This is a genomic window from Streptomyces sp. NPDC059866 (genome assembly GCF_042731325.1).
In the GTDB taxonomy this organism is placed as follows: Bacteria; Actinomycetota; Actinomycetes; order Streptomycetales; family Streptomycetaceae; genus Streptomyces; species Streptomyces flavusporus.
In genome coordinates this window covers 15,554-30,554 of sequence record NZ_JBHWJT010000009.1, presented here as the reverse complement: position 1 = coordinate 30,554, position 15,001 = coordinate 15,554, and the positions used below count along the sequence as shown (strand labels likewise).

The window sequence follows — 15,001 nt, the reverse complement described above, 5'->3', positions numbered from 1 at the left end:
GCCGTAGAACCGCATGCCGGGCCCGCACCCGCGGGCCCGGCCTCTCCTGGAGTCACGCCTTGCGCAAGCGCACCCTCCTGCTGGCCGCCACCCTGACCACCGGCCTGCTCACCGCCCTTCCGGCCACCACCGCCACCGCCGCGCCCTCGGGACTCGCGAGCGACTTCAACGGCGACGGCTACCGGGACATCGCCATCGGCGCGCCGGTCGCCGACGTCGGCTCGGCGAGCGGCGCCGGTGCCGTGGTCGTGCTGTACGGCTCGTCCTCGGGCGTGCCGTCCACCAAGAAGACCGTCATCACCCAGAACTCCACCGGCGTCCCCGGCGCCGCCGAGTCCGACGACCGCTTCGGCGCGAGCCTCGCCGCCGGCGACCTGAACGCCGACGGCTACGCCGACCTGGTCGTCGGCGCCGAGTTCGAGAGCATCGGCACCCGGAAGGGCGTCGGCAGCGTCACCGTCATCTGGGGCGGCTCCTCCGGCCTGACCGGCGGCTCCGCGCTTCCCCAGCCTTCGGCGGGGGAGCTCGCCGAGTGGGGCGGCTACGGCCGTGGCGTCGCCACCGGCGACTTCGACGGCGACGGCAGGACGGACGTGACCGTCACCGGCCAGACCCACACCCATCTCTACCGCGGCCCCTTCACCCGCACCGGCACCCCGCTCAGCCACACCGGCGTGGGCGAACTCGGCACGACGTACGAGGTCATCGCCGGTGACCTGACGGGCGACAAGGCGGCCGAGCGGGTGTACCCGATGCACCACGACGGCGACCCGGCCGGTGACATCCGCTACTTCCACTACGACCCCTTCGGCGACGCGGACCACCCCGAGTCCGACTACGCCCTGACCGCCCTGCCGAACGCCGACGGCGCCCTCGGCGCGACCGGCGACATCAACGGCGACGGCTACGGCGACCTCGTCCTCAGCGACTACGCGGGCGGCAAGGGCGGCCGGATCAGCGTCTGGTACGGCGGCCCGAACGGCCCCGACCCGCAGCAGACCCCGACCGTCATCCACCAGGACACCCCGGGCGTCCCCGGCACCGACGAGACCTACGACAACTTCGGCTCCGCGGTCGACGTCGGCGACATCAACGGCGACTCGTACGCCGATGTCGCCGTCGGCGCCGACGGCGAGGACATCGGCTCGGCGCGCAACGCCGGCACGGTGACCGTGCTGTTCGGCTCGGCCACGGGCCTGACGACCACAGGCGCCAAGTCGTACAGCCAGAACACCGCGGGCGTGCCCGGCACCGCCGAGACCGGCGACTCCTTCGGCATGACGGTGCGCCTGCTCGACCTCGACAAGAACGGCAAGGCCGACCTGGTGACCGGCGCCGGCTACGAGAACGCGAACGGCTCGATCACCTACCTGCGCGGCACCGCCTCCGGCCTGACCACCACCGGCGCCAAGTCCCTCACCGCCTCGGGCGCGGGCGTCAAGGGCGCGACCTTCGGCTGGGAGCTGGCCAAGTGACGTACAAGGAGACCCCGTTCATGACCCGACGCACCGCCGCCGCGCTCGCCGCCACGCTCCTGGCGACCGGCCTCACCCCGCTGCTCGCCTCCGCCCCCGCCGTGGCGGCGGTCGCCAAGCACTATGACGACTTCAACGGCGACGGCCACCGGGACCTGGCGTACGGCGGCTACAACGACGCGGGCCGCAAGGGCGGCACCGTCACGATCGTCTACGGCACCGCGAACGGCCCCGGCACCCGCACCCAGTTCATCCACCAGGACAGCCCCGGCGTCCCCGGCACCGGCGAGGAGGACGACCAGTTCGGCGAGAGCATCGCCAGCGCGGACCTCAACAGGGACGGGTACGCGGACCTGGTCGTCGGCAACTCGACGGAGCACGTGGGCAGTACGCAGTACCACGGCTCGGTGACCATCGTCTGGGGCTCGGCCTCGGGCCTGTCCGGCGGCACCGCCGTCGCCCCGAAGTCCGGTGCGAAGAGCTACTTCGGCCGCGATGTGGCCACCGGCGACTTCACCGGGGACGGCTCGCCCGACCTCGCGGTGATCGGCGGCTCCGAGACCTGGCTGTACCGGGGCGGCTTCACCAAGTCCGGCTCCACCGGCGCCGTCAGCGAGATCGACAAGGAGGGCGCGGGCTGGTACTCGAACGCCCTCGCCGCCGGCAAGGTCAACGGTGACGGCAAGACCGACCTGGTGATCCTGGGCGAGCAGTTCATCGACAACCAGCCGGTCGAGCGCGCCTGGTTCCTCAAGGGGGCGTCGAGCGGCCTGACTTCGGGCGCCTCCAAGACGGTCGCCGCGTCGACCGCCGCGATCGGCGACTTCGACAAGGACGGCTACGGCGACATCGCCTTCGGCCGCCCGTGGTCCACCGACGGCAAGGGCTCGGTCCTCGTCTGGCGCGGCACCGCCTCGGGACCGAGCGGCTCGCACACCTACAACCAGGCCAGCTCCGGCGTCTCCGGCAGCCCGGAGCCGGAGGACAACTTCGGGTACGCCGTCTCGGCGGGCGACGCCGACGGCGACGGCTACGCGGACCTCGCGGTCGGCGTCCCGCACGAGGACGTCAGCGGCAACGAGGACCAGGGCGGGGTGCACCTCTTCCGCGGCGGCTCCGGCGGCCTGTCCGGCCTGCGCTCCTCCTGGATCCCGCAGACCGTGACCGGCCCCGCCGACGCGTACATGTCCTTCGGCTACACCCTGCGCCTGCGCGATGTGACCAAGGACGGCAAGGCCGACCTCGGCATCGGCGCGGCCGGCACCTCCCTGGTGCTGCGCGGCGCTTCGGGCGGCACGACGACGACCGGCGCCTTCGTCCTCCCGGAGTTCGGCGGCTCCTTCGCCGACTGAGCGCACTTCCCGACTTCTCTGTTCCGACCTCCCGAACGGACCCGATGCGCAAGCGCACCCTCCTCCTGGCCGCCACCCTCACCACCGGCCTGCTGACCGCCCTGCCCGCCACGGCCACTGCCGCGCCCGCCCGGTACGCCGACGACTTCAACGGCGACGGCTACCGCGACCTGGTGACCGCCGCGCCGTACGCCACCGTCGGCGGCGTGACCCGCGCCGGCGCCGTCGTCGTCCAGTACGGCTCGTCCTCCGGCCTCAGCACCACCCGCCGCACGGTGATCTCGCAGAACACCGCGGGCATCCCCGGCTCCGCCGAGACGGAGGACAACTTCGGCAAGCGGCTCACCTCCGGCGACCTCAACAACGACGGCTACGCCGACCTGGTGATCGGCGCCGAGGACGAGGACGTCGACGGCGACAAGGACGGCGGCGCGGTCGTGGTCGTCTGGGGCGGCCGCAGCGGCCTGTCGGGCGGCCAGTCGATCGCCGACCCGGCCCGCTCCGCGCACGACTCCTACGGCATGTCCCTGGCCGTCGGCGACTTCGACGGGGACGGCCGGCCCGAGCTCGCCGTCGGCAGCACGGGCAAGGACATCTGGATCCACCACGGCATCGGCAAGAACGTCGCCCCCGCATCCAGCGTCGAGCTCACCGCCGACCTCTACACGGGCATCGTGCACGGCGCCGAGGCCCTCACCTCCGGCGACGTCAACGGCGACGGCACCGACGACCTCGTCATCACCGGCACGTACCTCATCGAGGACCCGTACACGTACTACGACGCCACCCACGTCTACCTCGGCTCGCCCTCCGGCCCGGTCAGGCAGACCGTCCTGCACAGCGACAGCTGGCAGACGGCCGCCGCCGTGGGCGACCTCAACGGCGACGGCTACGACGACGTCGTCACCGGCGCGCCCCCCGGCTCCGTCCAGGAGGGCGACGGCGGCTCCGTCAACGTGTACCTCGGCAGCAGCAGCGGCACCCGAACCCAGCCCGCCCAGACCATCACCCAGGACACCCCGGGAGTGCCGGGCGCCGACGAGCCGGACGACTGGTTCGGGCACTGGCTCTCCGTCGACGACATCAACGGCGACGGCTACGCCGACCTGGCGGTCTCCGCCAACTTCGAGACCATCGGCACCGCGAAGCTCGCCGGCAGTGTCACCGTGCTGCGGGGCGCGCCGGGCGGCCTGACCACGACCGGCGCCCAGTCCATCACCCAGAACACCGCCGGCGTCCCCGGCACCGCAGAGGCCTCCGACCGCTTCGGCTGGACGGTCCGCCTCACCGACGTCAACGGCGACGGCCGCGCGGACCTGTTCGCCGGCGCCGACGGCGAGAACGACGCGGACGGCGGCGTATGGAGCCTGCGCGGGTCGTCGTCGGGCGTGACGACGAAGGGCGCCACGAGCTGGGGGCCGGCGTCGGTGGGCGTGCCGGCGACCGGCTACCCGCGACTGGGCCAGGGCATTCTGCAGTGACCGGCCAACTGCCCCTGCGGGACGCCCCTTAAGGGCCGGCCCCGGTATCCCGCGGTGCTCCCCGTAAGGGATGTCACAGCTCGGCCGCAAAGCCGGGCCCGCAACCCCGGGCCCGGCACGCGGACCTCCGAGACCAGGTACGTTCGATGACGTGGCTGGATTCAGGATCGGACGCGGCGGCCGGGACAACCGCGCCCCGCACACGCGACCGCAACACCCCCCGTACGGACAGCAGGCGCCGCAGGGACCGTCGTACGGCTATCCCCCGGCGCCGCAGCGGCACCCCCACCCGGGGCAGCAGAACTACGGCGGCGGCCACTGGCCGCAGTCGAACGGCGGCTACGGCCCTCAGGGCGGCGGCGAACCGGAGTACTTCGGCGACGACGGCCACCGGCACGGCGCCCCGGACCCGTACGCCGCCAACAACCCCGGCCACACCCAGGCGTTCTCCGTCGGCGAGGAGCCTTACAGCCAGGGGGAGACCTACCACGCGGGCTCGACCGCGCCGTCGGCCCCGATCGGCCCGCGTCTGCACTGGAAGGACCTGCTGAGGGGCATCGTCCTCGCCCCCAACCAGACCTTCCTCCGGATGCGCGACTACACGATGTGGGTCCCCGCCCTCGTCGTGACCTTCCTCTACGGCCTGCTCGCGGTCTTCGGCTTCGACGGCGCCCGCGAGGACGCGATCAGCGCCACCCTCTCCAACGCGATACCGATCGTCCTGACGACGGCCGTGGCCATGGTGCTCAGCGCCTTCGTCCTGGGCGTGGTCACGCACACCCTGGCCCGCCAGCTCGGCGGCAACGGCGCCTGGCAGCCGACGGTCGGCCTCTCCATGCTCATCATGTCCCTCTCGGACGCCCCCCGTCTGATCGTCGCGATGTTCATGGGCGGCGACGCCCCCTTCGTCCAGATCCTGGGCTGGGCCACCTGGGTCGCCGGCGGCGCCCTCCTCACCCTCATGGTCAGCCGCTCCCACGACCTGCCGTGGCCGAAGGCCCTGGGCGCCTCCGCGATCCAGCTGATCGCACTGCTGTCGATCGTGAAGCTGGGCACGTTCTGAGGGTCGGCACGACATGACAGGGCCCCCGGCGCGCAGCCGGGGGCCCTGTCATGTGAGGTCCCTGATCAGGCGTCCAGCACCTGCCCCGTCCGCTTCACCACGGGCTGCTGAACGGACCAAGCTGACTTGACTGAATGACCCTAGTAGTCTGACCCTGCTCAGGAGGCAGGGGAGGCCGATCGTGGCGCGTAGGGTGGGGATCTACACCCGCATCTCACGGGACGACGAGGGCGAGGCGCTGGGTGTCGCCCGTCAGCGGCAGGACTGCGAACGTCTCGCAGATCTTCGATCGTGGCAGCCCGTGAAGGTCTACGAGGACAACGACGTATCGGCGTTCAAGCGCAACGTTGTGCGCGATGAGTTCGAGCTGATGCTGAAGGACCTCCGTGCCGGCCTCATCGACGGCATCGTCGCGTACGACCTGGACAGGCTCGCCCGACAGCCACGTGACCTGGAACGGCTGATCGAGATCTTCGACGACCGGCCCCGGCTGGAGTTCGCCACCGTCACCAACGACATCAACATCGCTACGCCGGACGGCCGGACCATGGCGCGCATCATGGTCGCGTTCGCCAACAAGTCCTCGCACGACGCGTCACGCCGGATCAAGCGCAAGCACCTGGAGCTGGCCCAGCAGGGCAAGGACAGCGGCGGGCCGGCGCCGTACGGATGGCGCAAGGACGCTCGCAACAAGGTGGACCCGGAGGCCGCCGCAGCCATTCGCGAGGCTCAGCGCGAGATCCTGGCTGGCGTACGCATCGGGACCATCCGTCAGCGCTGGTGGGAGCAGGGCTTGGGCAATCCGCGGGCCGGAACCAAGCGGATGGCGCACCACCATGTGGAGCACATCCTGACCAGTCCCCGACTCGTCGGGTACCGGACCTACCACGGGGAGATCCTCTACGGCGACGACGGTCAGCCGGTCATGGGCGAGTGGGAGACGATCAACACGGTCGAAGAGTGGGAGGCCGTGTGTGCCGCCGTCGCTGAGCGGAAGCTGGACTACCCCAACAAGAACCGGGCGCGGAAATACCTGCTCTCCGGCATCGCTCGCTGCGCATTGTGCAAGACGAAGATCCGGGGCCAGATCAACCAGCAATGGCAGCCCGGATCGAAGGCATCGAAGTACAAGTACCAGTGCTCCGTAGTGAACGGCGGTTGCGGCAAGGTCGGACGCACAGGCGAGCCAGTCGACCGTCTGATCGCGCAACTCGTCCTGGAGGAGCAGCGGGAGCGTGCGGCAACCGCTGCCACGCCAGTTGATCAGCGATGGTCCCAGGAACAGGAACTCGAAGCGATCTCCCAAGAGATCACCCAACTCCTCGAGGCCGAGAAGTCCAAGCAGATCTCTGTGTCGACGCTCCTTCAGCTTCTGCCCGCCAAGGAGCGCGCGCGGGACGAGCTGAAGTTGGCACGCGCCCGGTTCTACAAGGAGAAGAAGCAGGCTGAAGCGCAGGCCGGAGCGGGCGATCTCACCGTGGACGAGTTCTTCGACCTCCCCGTCGAACGCCAACAGGAGATCGTGCTACACAGTCTGTCAGCCGTCATGATTCATCCGGCTGGTCGAGGGAAGCGCATTTTCGACCCCAGCCTGATCGAGCCGGTATGGCGGTGATGCTTCAGGCTCGCCCCTGAAGAAGGAGCGCGCGGCGCACCCATTCCTCGTCGCGCGCAGGGGCACGTCGAAGGTGCATGCGCAACCACTCCTCCGTGGTCATCACGCTTGTCTTCGCTTCCTGCTGCCGAGACTTCGACTTAGCTGCTGTGCTCATCAAGCACACCCCCAGCCAGTTCCTCGCGGGCGGTCTCACGGTTGAGCTGGATCTCCCGGCGAATGCTGGCCGCGATCCAGGATTCGCCGGGGGTGTGGCCGTGGCCGGCGTAGGTCCAGTGGGCGAGGGTCAGGGTGGTCGCCTCGGTGTCGTCGCCGGGGTCGGGCAGGCCGAGGGCTTCGCGCTGTTGGGCTGCGCGGTAGTCGGCGCGGGTCTGCCGCAGGGCGCCGAGGGTGGTGGAGTAGCGGCGGGACTTGGTGGAGAAGTGGCCGCGGAAGCCGAGCATGTGAGCCCAGTCGCGGAGCTTGCGGTCCGGGTAGAGCGCGTGCAGGTCCAGGCAGGCCTCGATGAGCCGGGCGGGGTGGTCGGGTACGCGGAGCAGGACCAGGGCCTCTTTGTTGCCGATCCGGCGATCGACGGTGCCGGTCGTCTCGGCCGCCTTGGTGGCGTACTTGGCCACGTACGAGGCCACAGCCTGTTCGGTGATCTCCTCGCCATGGCCGAAGGCGCCGATCGGCTGCACGTCGAGCTGCGTGCCCCAGCCCAGCGTGCGGGCGGGCTGGTCACCGGCCGGGGGCACGTCGACCGCGACGCGGGCGGCGGCGGCACGGATGGCGTCGGTGAGCAGGTCGAGGGTGGCCCAGGCCGGCGGGGGATCGTCGGGCCCGTCGGGGCCGTCGAAGCGGATCACGGCGTGGAAGTGCACGGCGCCGCGCTTCTGGTACTCGGCGACCTTGCCGAAGGACACCCGGGACTGTTCGCGGGCGTCCTTCTGGGTGAGGCCGGCGCGGCGGGCGATCTCGCGGCGCAGGTAGATCGTGAAGTAGCGCCACAGCTCGGAGGCGTGGTTGTTCCACAGCACCGCGCCGGCGTAGTCGTACGACGCGGGGTCGAGCGGGGTGCCGAGTTCGGGAGCGTCCTCGCTGTGGCGGGTGCCGCAAGCACACGGGCGGTTGCCGGGGCGGTTATGGACGCGCCCGAAGGAGGGCGCGGTGAGGGTGGCGAAGACGCGCGGGTGATCGCGGATCGTGTCAGGGGTGCCTTTGTCGGGGTCGCCGACCAGTCCGGCGCGGATGAGGTGGTAGGTGTCGCCGGCGTAGGTCCAGGCGCAGGCCGGGCACCGGGAGGCGCGGCGGTTGCCGCAGGCGATGCGGAGCCGTCCGCTGGGTTCGCTGTCCGTCGAGTACGAGTGCAGCACCTGTCCCGTCAGGGCGTCGCGGGTGACGGTGGAGCCTTGCAGGTGGATCGGGTCGGCGCAGCCGCCGGTGCGGCGGATCTGCTCTTGGATGCGGTCGAAGCCGTTCGACCCGGCCAGCCTCAGCACGTCGGCGAGGGTGGCCGGGTCCAGGCCCGCCATGGTGGCGGCGTCGGTCACGCGGGCACCTCCGGCGTGTCGGTGGCCATGGCGTCCAGGGCGCCGGCGGCTTCGATCGCTGCGGCGGCCAGGCTGCGCAGTGCCTCGGAGGTGCCGAGGGAGGCGATCAACGCGACCGCGACGAACTCGCCCTCAAGGCGGAGGCTGACGAAGGGCTCGGCGCTGTCTGCGAAGGGCGTGACGCAGAAGCGGGTGTCCGGCTCGATGTGTGCCGAAGTGGTGAGGCTCCTCACGCGAAGACCTCCCGACGGGCAGTCAGGAAGGCGTGGCCGATCCACTTCGTGTAGGCGGGCGGGATCGCCTCGGTGAGTTCCTCGTGGACGTCGGTCCAGGTGATCCCCATGGCAGCCTGCATCTCGGCCACGGTGGCCTTGCCGCCGCCGTCCCCGTACGCGGCCACATACGGGCCGTCGCGGTAGATGCCGTGGCGCCAGCCCCGCACGTATCCCCGGTGCTTGGGATGCGCCGGCCTCGCGGTCGCCCACCGGCCGAGTTCGAAGTTGCGGTGCCGCAGCACGCCGAGGCCGAACGTCTCGCCGCACAGCGTGAGGTCTTTGCGGATCTCGGCACGGCCGTTGGGCTGCTCGATGACGTAGGGCAGACCCGTGAGGTCGAGCAGTTCGCGGGTGGCGGTGACGAGATCGGTGTGGGTGCCGCCCCAGCCCTGGGAGGCGTTGGTGCCCACGGTCAGGGCGCAACCGGCCTGGCAGGGCGGGGAGGCGTGCACGAGGACGTACCGCTCGATGTCGCCGGTGGCGATCAGGTGGGCGAGGTATTCGAGGGCGTCGCCCTGGTGGTAGGCGAAGGGGTAGCGGGGGCGGTCGGCGATGTCGCAGCCGTCGACCTCGAACCCGGCCAGGTCGTAGCCCACGGCGGCTCCGCCGGCGCAGGAGAACAGGTCCAGGACCCGCAGTCGCATGGCGATCACTTCCCGGCCCGCGCGAGGGCGGCGGGGGTGGTGTGGCCGGTGCCCTGGCAGACGTGGCAGACGACGCGGAGCAGGACGCGGGAGCGGTCGCGGTGGCGGTCGCCGGTGGTGATGGAGACGACGGGGAAGCCGTCGCAGTGGTGGCAGACCGGACGGTTCGGGACGCGGACAGGCATGATGGGTGTGCCCTTTCGGATCAATGAATCTGGAAGGTGTGGAGCCGTCCGGGGCGGCGGATACTTGGCGGTTGAGGCCGCCCCGGGGGGCGTTACTTGCCCAGCGCCGGCGGAGAGCCTTTGCGCTTGGATGTGCGGCTGATCGTGTAGCTGATGCCGCAGGTGGCCGAGAGCACCGAGACGATCGAGGCCGCGATGATCTGGGTGACGAACGCGATCACCAGCAGCACCGCGACGGATCCGGCGGTGATCACGAGAGTGAGGACGATCGGGCCGGTGTAGGAGCGCGGAGCCTCCTGGACGATCACGACGTGGCGCACGTCGGTCCCGGGCGGGATCTGCCGGTACAGGTCGGCGGGGATGTGCCCGGCCCTGAGCTGTTCGTCGGGCAGACGCATGACAGGTCTCCCTCCGGGTCAGGCGGTGCAGCGGTGGGTGCGGGCGGCGAGTTCGGCGGCCGAGCGATTCGCGTGCTCGGTGGAGAACCCGCACTTGGGGGCGGTGCAGGCGGCGGTGTGCCGGGTCTGGCCGCGTCCGTTGTTGAACGTGCCGACCTTCACCGGGCCGATGCGGATCACGTCGTAGAAGCGGTTCGGGCGCACGAGGATCAACCTCCTTATGGATTAGGCGAGTTGGGCGACGATCGCGCCGGCGAGGTCTTCCGGGACTCCGAGACGGGCGCGCAGGGTGGCCGTGTCGATGTCGGTTCCGGTGCGGGTGCGGTGCTCGGTGGCGACCTTGCGAGCGTGGTCGACCAGAGCCGGCGGCACGGTCACGGCCGGAGCCGCCACGAGCAGGGCCGGTGCAGGCTCAGGAGTGGTGATCTCCGGTGCCGGGGGCGGTTCGGTTGCCTCGGCGCGGTCGACCACGGGTGCGGGCTCCGAAGCGGGAGCCGGCGTGTGGTCGGTGGGTTGGTGGGCGAGGAGGGTGCCGCCGAGGAAGGCCAACGCGGGCCAGCCGGCGACGACGACGCGCAGCCAGGGCGGGACGTGGTCGAGGTCGAGGACGCCGGCGGTGGCGATGTTGGCGCCGAGGGATGCGACCAGGGCGATCAGGAACCAGAACCAGGCAGCCATGGACCGGTCGCCGCGGAGGCGGTGCAGGACGCAGACCAGCAGCAGGTCGACGGAGATGGGGTAGGCCCAGGCTTTCCAGCCGGTTTGGCCGGCGGCTGCGGCGAGGTCGTGGAGGTGGGCGAAGGACAGGGAGCCGGCGATCAGAGCGAGGACGAGGACGACGGCTCGGATCTTGACGGACACCGGTCTTCACCTCCTTTTCAGGGGATTGGGCCAGGACCCGGGCGGGGAGCGTTGTCCGGCCGCCCGGTCCCGGCAGGGGTTCAGTCGTCGACGGGGATCTCGCCGGAGCCCAGGCAGCCCAGACAGATGCCGGACTGTTCGCCGGCGTACTGGCGCTTGCGGCCGACGCGGACGGGGCGGGATACCTCGCCGGTGCCCTTGCAGGGCGGGCACTGCTTGATCTGGGGCTTGGCGGTCTTCCGAGCGGCCATAGCGATCACGACTCCAGACGCGGGTAGCCGTGTCCGGCGGGCGGGTAGGCGCCTTCGGCGCGGGTGGCGAACTCGGAGTCGAGAGCATCGGTCAGGACCACGACGAAGTGGTCGACGACCAGGCCGAGTTGCAAGTCGTTCTGCAAGGTCTCGAAGAGAAAGCCCAGCCGGTTGGCGTCGTCCCGTTCCACCGGAGTGAGTTCGAACCAGGGCTTGCCGGCCATTGCTGTCCTCCTGTTTTCGGCATGGCTCGGGTACGGACTTGGCGCGAGGCGGTCGCGCCGACCGTGGAGCGGGGTTGGTTACTCGCCGGGGACCTGTGCTGGCACCAGCGGTGGCGCGGTGGGCATGGGCGGCACCGTGATCTGCCCCACCGGGCGGAACGGGGCGAGGAACGGCAGCTCGGGGGTGAGATGGGCGAACTCCCGGCAGACGGCGACGGCTTCGGCCGGGGTGGTCTCGGGGGTGCGGATACGGGACCAGTAGCCGGAGGCGTCACCGGCCACCGCGACACCGGGACGGTCCGCCCGGATCCCGGTTACCGAGAGCACCGCGTCCGGGGCGATGTCGCCCAGGCCCATCTCCGCCGTCTGCTTGTCGTTGACCCGGTGCACCACACGGCCGGTGAGCTGAGCGCGCAGGGCGGTCGCGCCCCTGCCCAGGTCGGAGCCGAAGCGCTGCCCGCAGGCCTCCAGGTAGATGCCGATCGCGCGGGCCATCTGCCCCAGCCGGACCAGCTGCATGACGGTGTGGTCGCGGGCGGGCTCGTCCTTCTTGGAGGTCACCAGGAACAGCTCTGCCACCTCGTCGATCAGCACGACCAGCGGCACGGGCCGTATCTTCTCGGGCAGTTCCCACAGGTCAGAGACCCCGTACAGGGAGAGCAGGTCGAAGCGGTCTTCCATCTCCCCGACCAGTGCGTCGATGAGGTGGCCGGCGTTCTCCCGATCGGTGGCCAGCGCCGACAGGCGGGGCGCATAGCGGGATTGCTCGACCCCGCGCTTGCAGTCGATGCCCACGAGGCCGACCGGCAGCCGCGCGAGGCCCTTGATGAGGTTGCGCTGATACATGGACTTGCCGGACTGGTTCGCGCCCAGGGTCAGGGCGTGCGGAATCTTGCGGTAGTCCCGCTCGAAGACCGTGCCGTCCTCCCGCAGCGCCACCGGCACGACCAGGTCACGGGGCACGGCCCGACGCGGCATCTTGACCCTGGCCAGTACGTCGTAGCCCGTCATGCGCAGCTCGACGTGGCCCGGCTTGGTCTCCACCACGGTCACCGAGTGCACACCCCAGGCGTGACGGAGGCGCTCGGAGGAGGCGACGATGTCGGCGGGCTCCAGACCGGCGGGGAGGCGGAGGGAGACCCGCAGCCCCGTCGAGGTCGGGCGGACACGGCGCACCCGGGGCGGCACCGGCCGCACCTCGCGGCGAGCCACGTTGCGGGTCATGAACGCCCGCAGCCGGGACGGGTGCACCGTCAGCCCGCACACGTCCATGGTCGAGCCGTACGTCCAGGTGAACCGGCCCCAAGTGACCGGCAGGCCGACCAGCGACCAGTACGCCCGCGGGGCACGCTCCTTGGCGAAGCAGAGCCCCCCGGCACCGGCCGCAGCACCGCCCACCTCCAGCCAGGTGACCAGGTCCGTCATGGTCAGGCCCCCAGCGGGGTGATCGCGACGGCGCGGAACGAGATCCCGTGGCGCTTCTGCCCGTTGAACTCGTTCTCCCAGTCCCGAGCCTTCAGCCCGGTCACGGCCACCGGCATGCCCGGCGTCAGGCTGGCCGGGACGCCCGTCTCGGGAACGGTGACCTGGTAGAGGTTGCCCTCACCCTCGTCGGAGACCAGCAGGCCGACGGTCGACAGCGGAGCCTCGGTCTCGCGGTCGATGGCCCGCTCTCCGGTCCGCTTGTTGGCCATCTTCGGTTCCGGCGCGGTCGCCACGAACACCACGGCGGTCGAAAGGTCGATCTTGAAGGACGGCATCAGTACTCCCTGCGTTGACGTCAGAGCAGCCCGAAAGGGCCTTCCGGCGCTCGCTGTCCTAGGACTGCGAGCAACTAAGAGAGATAGTGCACCGCAGTCCTAGGACTGTCAACAGTCCTAGGACTATGTTTCACTAGACCTCGTCGAGAGGGGTTCGAGATGGCGCCCAAGTGGCGAGAGCTGGCAGACAAGCTGGCTGAGCAGATCAGAAGGGGTGACTACGCCCCCGGCCAGCAGTTGCCGCACATCAGAGACCTTGTCGAGGCAGGCGAAGGCTCCAAGGCCACCGTGCATGCCGCCTACAAGGCGCTGGAAGCCGAAGGCCTGGTCACCTCGTCGCGCGGCCACGGCACGGTCGTGCGCCAGCAAGTTCCCCTCAAGCGCTTGGGTATCGCCCGGTACGACAAAGCCAAGTGGCGGGACGGTGACGAGGTCGCCTTCATCGCGGACCGTGTGGCCTCCGGCCGGGGGTACCGCCGGAACGAGCAGACCCAGACGGTCAGTCGCGTCGTAGCGCCACCGGAGGTAGCAGCCGCACATGGACTACCGGAAGGCGCCGAGGTCTACGCCCGCGCGCGGCTGGTCAAGGAAGGCGACCAGCCGACGCACACGCTGACCAGCTACTACCGACCCGAGCACGTTGAGGGCACGCGCCTGGTGGACCCCACGCCGGGGCCCGCCGGCCGAGGCGGCGGATTTCGCGTGCTGTACGACGCGGGTTACGAGATCGATCACATGAAAGAGCGACTGTTTGCCCGTGCCGCCACACCGGACGAGGTGAAGCTCCTTCAACTGCCGCCCGGCGAACCGGTCGTCGAGCTGCATCGAACGACCTATACGGCCACGGGCACCGTCGTGGAATTCGCCATCGGGGTACACGCGGCATCGCGCTTCGCGTGGGAGTACGAGTTCAAGGTGCCCGACTCGGCGAGGGACAGGGAAGGTCAGCAGTGATCTCGACACAGGATTGGGCAGATGCCCGGCGCGTTTGGGACTACCACCAGATGGGCCACTCACCCCGGCCATGCTCGGTTGCGATCGGGCTCGGCAGCCACGACCTCGGGGTGGCCGACACGGCAGTGGACCTGTACAAGCGCGGCATGGTTCCACTGCTCGTGTTCACCGGTGCCACCAGCCCCACGACACGGGAACGCATGCCCCGCGGTGAAGCCGTCCACTACCAGGAACGGGCACTGGAGCTCGGTGTCCCCAGTACGGCCGTTCTCGTGGAGCCGCGCGCCCGCAACACAGGTGAGAACATCCGCTTCTCACGAGAGCTGCTTGAAGAGGCCGGCATCGAGGTGTCCTCAGTGCTCCTGATCAGCAAGCCGTACGAGGAGCGGCGAGCGTACGCCACGGCACGCAAGCTCTGGCCCGAAGTCGAGGTGATCAGCGCCTCCACTCCGATGACGTTGGACGAGTACGTCGACTCCATCGGTGACGCCCGCCTGGTGATCGACATGCTGGTCGGTGCGCTTCAGCGATTGATGATCTACCCGGAGCAGGGGTTCATGATCAGCCAACCGGTACCCGCCGATGTGTTCGAGGCGTACGAGCGCCTGTGCCAAGCCGGATTCACGAGTCGACTCATGACCACCAACGCGCCTTCAGCCTGACCAAGGCAAGAGCGAGAGCTGTTACAGGTTTCTCTACCTCATCAAGCCCCGGCTGCGCTCCGCTCCGCCGGGCGCGCTTCCCGGCTCCGCTCCGGGCGCCGCTCCTGCCTCCGGCCCGCTCCGCCCGCGCTGCGCCGACGCGCGCCCACTGGTGGACAGGGCCGGTGGCCATGAGTCGATCACCGCATAGAGCGGCCCACGGCCAAGACGATGGTTGCGGACGCTGCCCCCTCCGGAACAACGAAGAAACCACCCATCCGGCCGGGGTG

The 15,001-nt window shown here is 70.4% G+C and carries 18 protein-coding genes; 7 read left to right on the top strand and 11 right to left on the bottom strand.

Going from position 1 to position 15,001, the window contains the following annotated elements; genetic code table 11:
- Positions 1–59 precede the first annotated feature (59 nt).
- The 5 genes from ACFV7R_RS15710 to ACFV7R_RS15690 all read left to right on the top strand — a co-directional run bounded on the left by ACFV7R_RS15710 (position 60) and on the right by ACFV7R_RS15690 (position 6,986).
- A complete protein-coding gene (locus tag ACFV7R_RS15710) occupies positions 60–1,475 on the top strand; it encodes an FG-GAP-like repeat-containing protein (RefSeq protein ID WP_385263844.1) in 1,416 nt (471 codons plus the stop codon).
- Between the two features lie 20 nt (positions 1,476–1,495).
- Complete coding sequence (locus ACFV7R_RS15705) at positions 1,496–2,827, top strand: FG-GAP and VCBS repeat-containing protein (protein WP_385263843.1); 1,332 nt, start codon at positions 1,496–1,498, stop codon at positions 2,825–2,827.
- A gap of 44 nt (positions 2,828–2,871) precedes the next feature.
- Positions 2,872–4,308: an FG-GAP-like repeat-containing protein gene (locus tag ACFV7R_RS15700; RefSeq protein WP_385263842.1), complete on the top strand. Its 1,437-nt coding sequence runs from the start codon at positions 2,872–2,874 to the stop codon at positions 4,306–4,308.
- 70 nt (positions 4,309–4,378) lie between these two features.
- Positions 4,379–5,371 (top strand): Yip1 family protein, encoded by a 993-nt coding sequence (locus ACFV7R_RS15695; protein WP_385263840.1) that lies wholly within the window; start codon positions 4,379–4,381, stop codon positions 5,369–5,371.
- Positions 5,372–5,552: 181 nt separating this feature from the next.
- The gene (locus ACFV7R_RS15690) at positions 5,553–6,986 is read left to right on the top strand and encodes a recombinase family protein (RefSeq protein ID WP_385263838.1); all 1,434 of its coding nucleotides are present in this window, start codon (positions 5,553–5,555) and stop codon (positions 6,984–6,986) included.
- Between the two features lie 140 nt (positions 6,987–7,126).
- Here ACFV7R_RS15690 and repSA read toward each other — a convergent pair whose 3' ends face one another.
- The 11 genes from repSA to ACFV7R_RS15635 all read right to left on the bottom strand — a co-directional run bounded on the left by repSA (position 7,127) and on the right by ACFV7R_RS15635 (position 13,116).
- The gene (gene repSA, locus ACFV7R_RS15685) at positions 7,127–8,518 is read right to left on the bottom strand and encodes a replication initiator protein RepSA (RefSeq protein ID WP_385263836.1); all 1,392 of its coding nucleotides are present in this window, start codon (positions 8,516–8,518) and stop codon (positions 7,127–7,129) included.
- On the bottom strand, positions 8,515–8,751 hold the full coding sequence (locus tag ACFV7R_RS15680; protein WP_385263834.1) for a hypothetical protein: 237 nt from the start codon (positions 8,749–8,751) through the stop codon (positions 8,515–8,517). Before ACFV7R_RS15680 ends, repSA begins: the two co-directional genes overlap by 4 nt.
- The gene (locus ACFV7R_RS15675; protein ID WP_385263832.1) at positions 8,748–9,437 is read right to left on the bottom strand and encodes a DNA methylase; all 690 of its coding nucleotides are present in this window, start codon (positions 9,435–9,437) and stop codon (positions 8,748–8,750) included. The genes ACFV7R_RS15680 and ACFV7R_RS15675 overlap by 4 nt, the downstream gene beginning before the upstream one ends.
- Before the next feature lie 5 nt (positions 9,438–9,442).
- Positions 9,443–9,622 carry a hypothetical protein gene (locus ACFV7R_RS15670; protein ID WP_385263830.1) on the bottom strand — a complete coding sequence of 60 codons (180 nt, stop codon included), beginning with the start codon at positions 9,620–9,622 and terminating at the stop codon, positions 9,443–9,445.
- Between the two features lie 92 nt (positions 9,623–9,714).
- A complete protein-coding gene (locus ACFV7R_RS15665; protein ID WP_385263829.1) occupies positions 9,715–10,020 on the bottom strand; it encodes a hypothetical protein in 306 nt (101 codons plus the stop codon).
- An 18-nt stretch (positions 10,021–10,038) separates the two neighbouring features.
- Positions 10,039–10,224, bottom strand: a complete 186-nt coding sequence (locus ACFV7R_RS15660; RefSeq protein ID WP_385263827.1) for a mobile element transfer protein — start codon at positions 10,222–10,224, stop codon at positions 10,039–10,041.
- Between the two features lie 21 nt (positions 10,225–10,245).
- Complete coding sequence (locus tag ACFV7R_RS15655; RefSeq protein ID WP_385263825.1) at positions 10,246–10,881, bottom strand: DUF2637 domain-containing protein; 636 nt, start codon at positions 10,879–10,881, stop codon at positions 10,246–10,248.
- Between the two features lie 80 nt (positions 10,882–10,961).
- A complete protein-coding gene (locus tag ACFV7R_RS15650) occupies positions 10,962–11,132 on the bottom strand; it encodes a hypothetical protein (RefSeq protein ID WP_385263824.1) in 171 nt (56 codons plus the stop codon).
- A 5-nt stretch (positions 11,133–11,137) separates the two neighbouring features.
- Positions 11,138–11,356 (bottom strand): hypothetical protein, encoded by a 219-nt coding sequence (locus ACFV7R_RS15645; protein WP_385263823.1) that lies wholly within the window; start codon positions 11,354–11,356, stop codon positions 11,138–11,140.
- A gap of 78 nt (positions 11,357–11,434) precedes the next feature.
- Entirely contained in the window at positions 11,435–12,781 is a 1,347-nt protein-coding gene (locus ACFV7R_RS15640) for an FtsK/SpoIIIE domain-containing protein (RefSeq protein ID WP_385263821.1), read from the bottom strand.
- 2 nt (positions 12,782–12,783) lie between these two features.
- Entirely contained in the window at positions 12,784–13,116 is a 333-nt protein-coding gene (locus ACFV7R_RS15635) for a hypothetical protein (RefSeq protein WP_385263820.1), read from the bottom strand.
- 159 nt (positions 13,117–13,275) lie between these two features.
- Between ACFV7R_RS15635 and ACFV7R_RS15630 the strand changes: the two genes are divergently transcribed.
- Positions 13,276–14,070 carry a GntR family transcriptional regulator gene (locus ACFV7R_RS15630; protein ID WP_385263818.1) on the top strand — a complete coding sequence of 265 codons (795 nt, stop codon included), beginning with the start codon at positions 13,276–13,278 and terminating at the stop codon, positions 14,068–14,070.
- Positions 14,067–14,732, top strand: coding sequence for a YdcF family protein (locus ACFV7R_RS15625; RefSeq protein ID WP_385263817.1), 666 nt, complete (start codon positions 14,067–14,069; stop codon positions 14,730–14,732). Before ACFV7R_RS15630 ends, ACFV7R_RS15625 begins: the two co-directional genes overlap by 4 nt.
- Positions 14,733–15,001 lie beyond the last annotated feature (269 nt).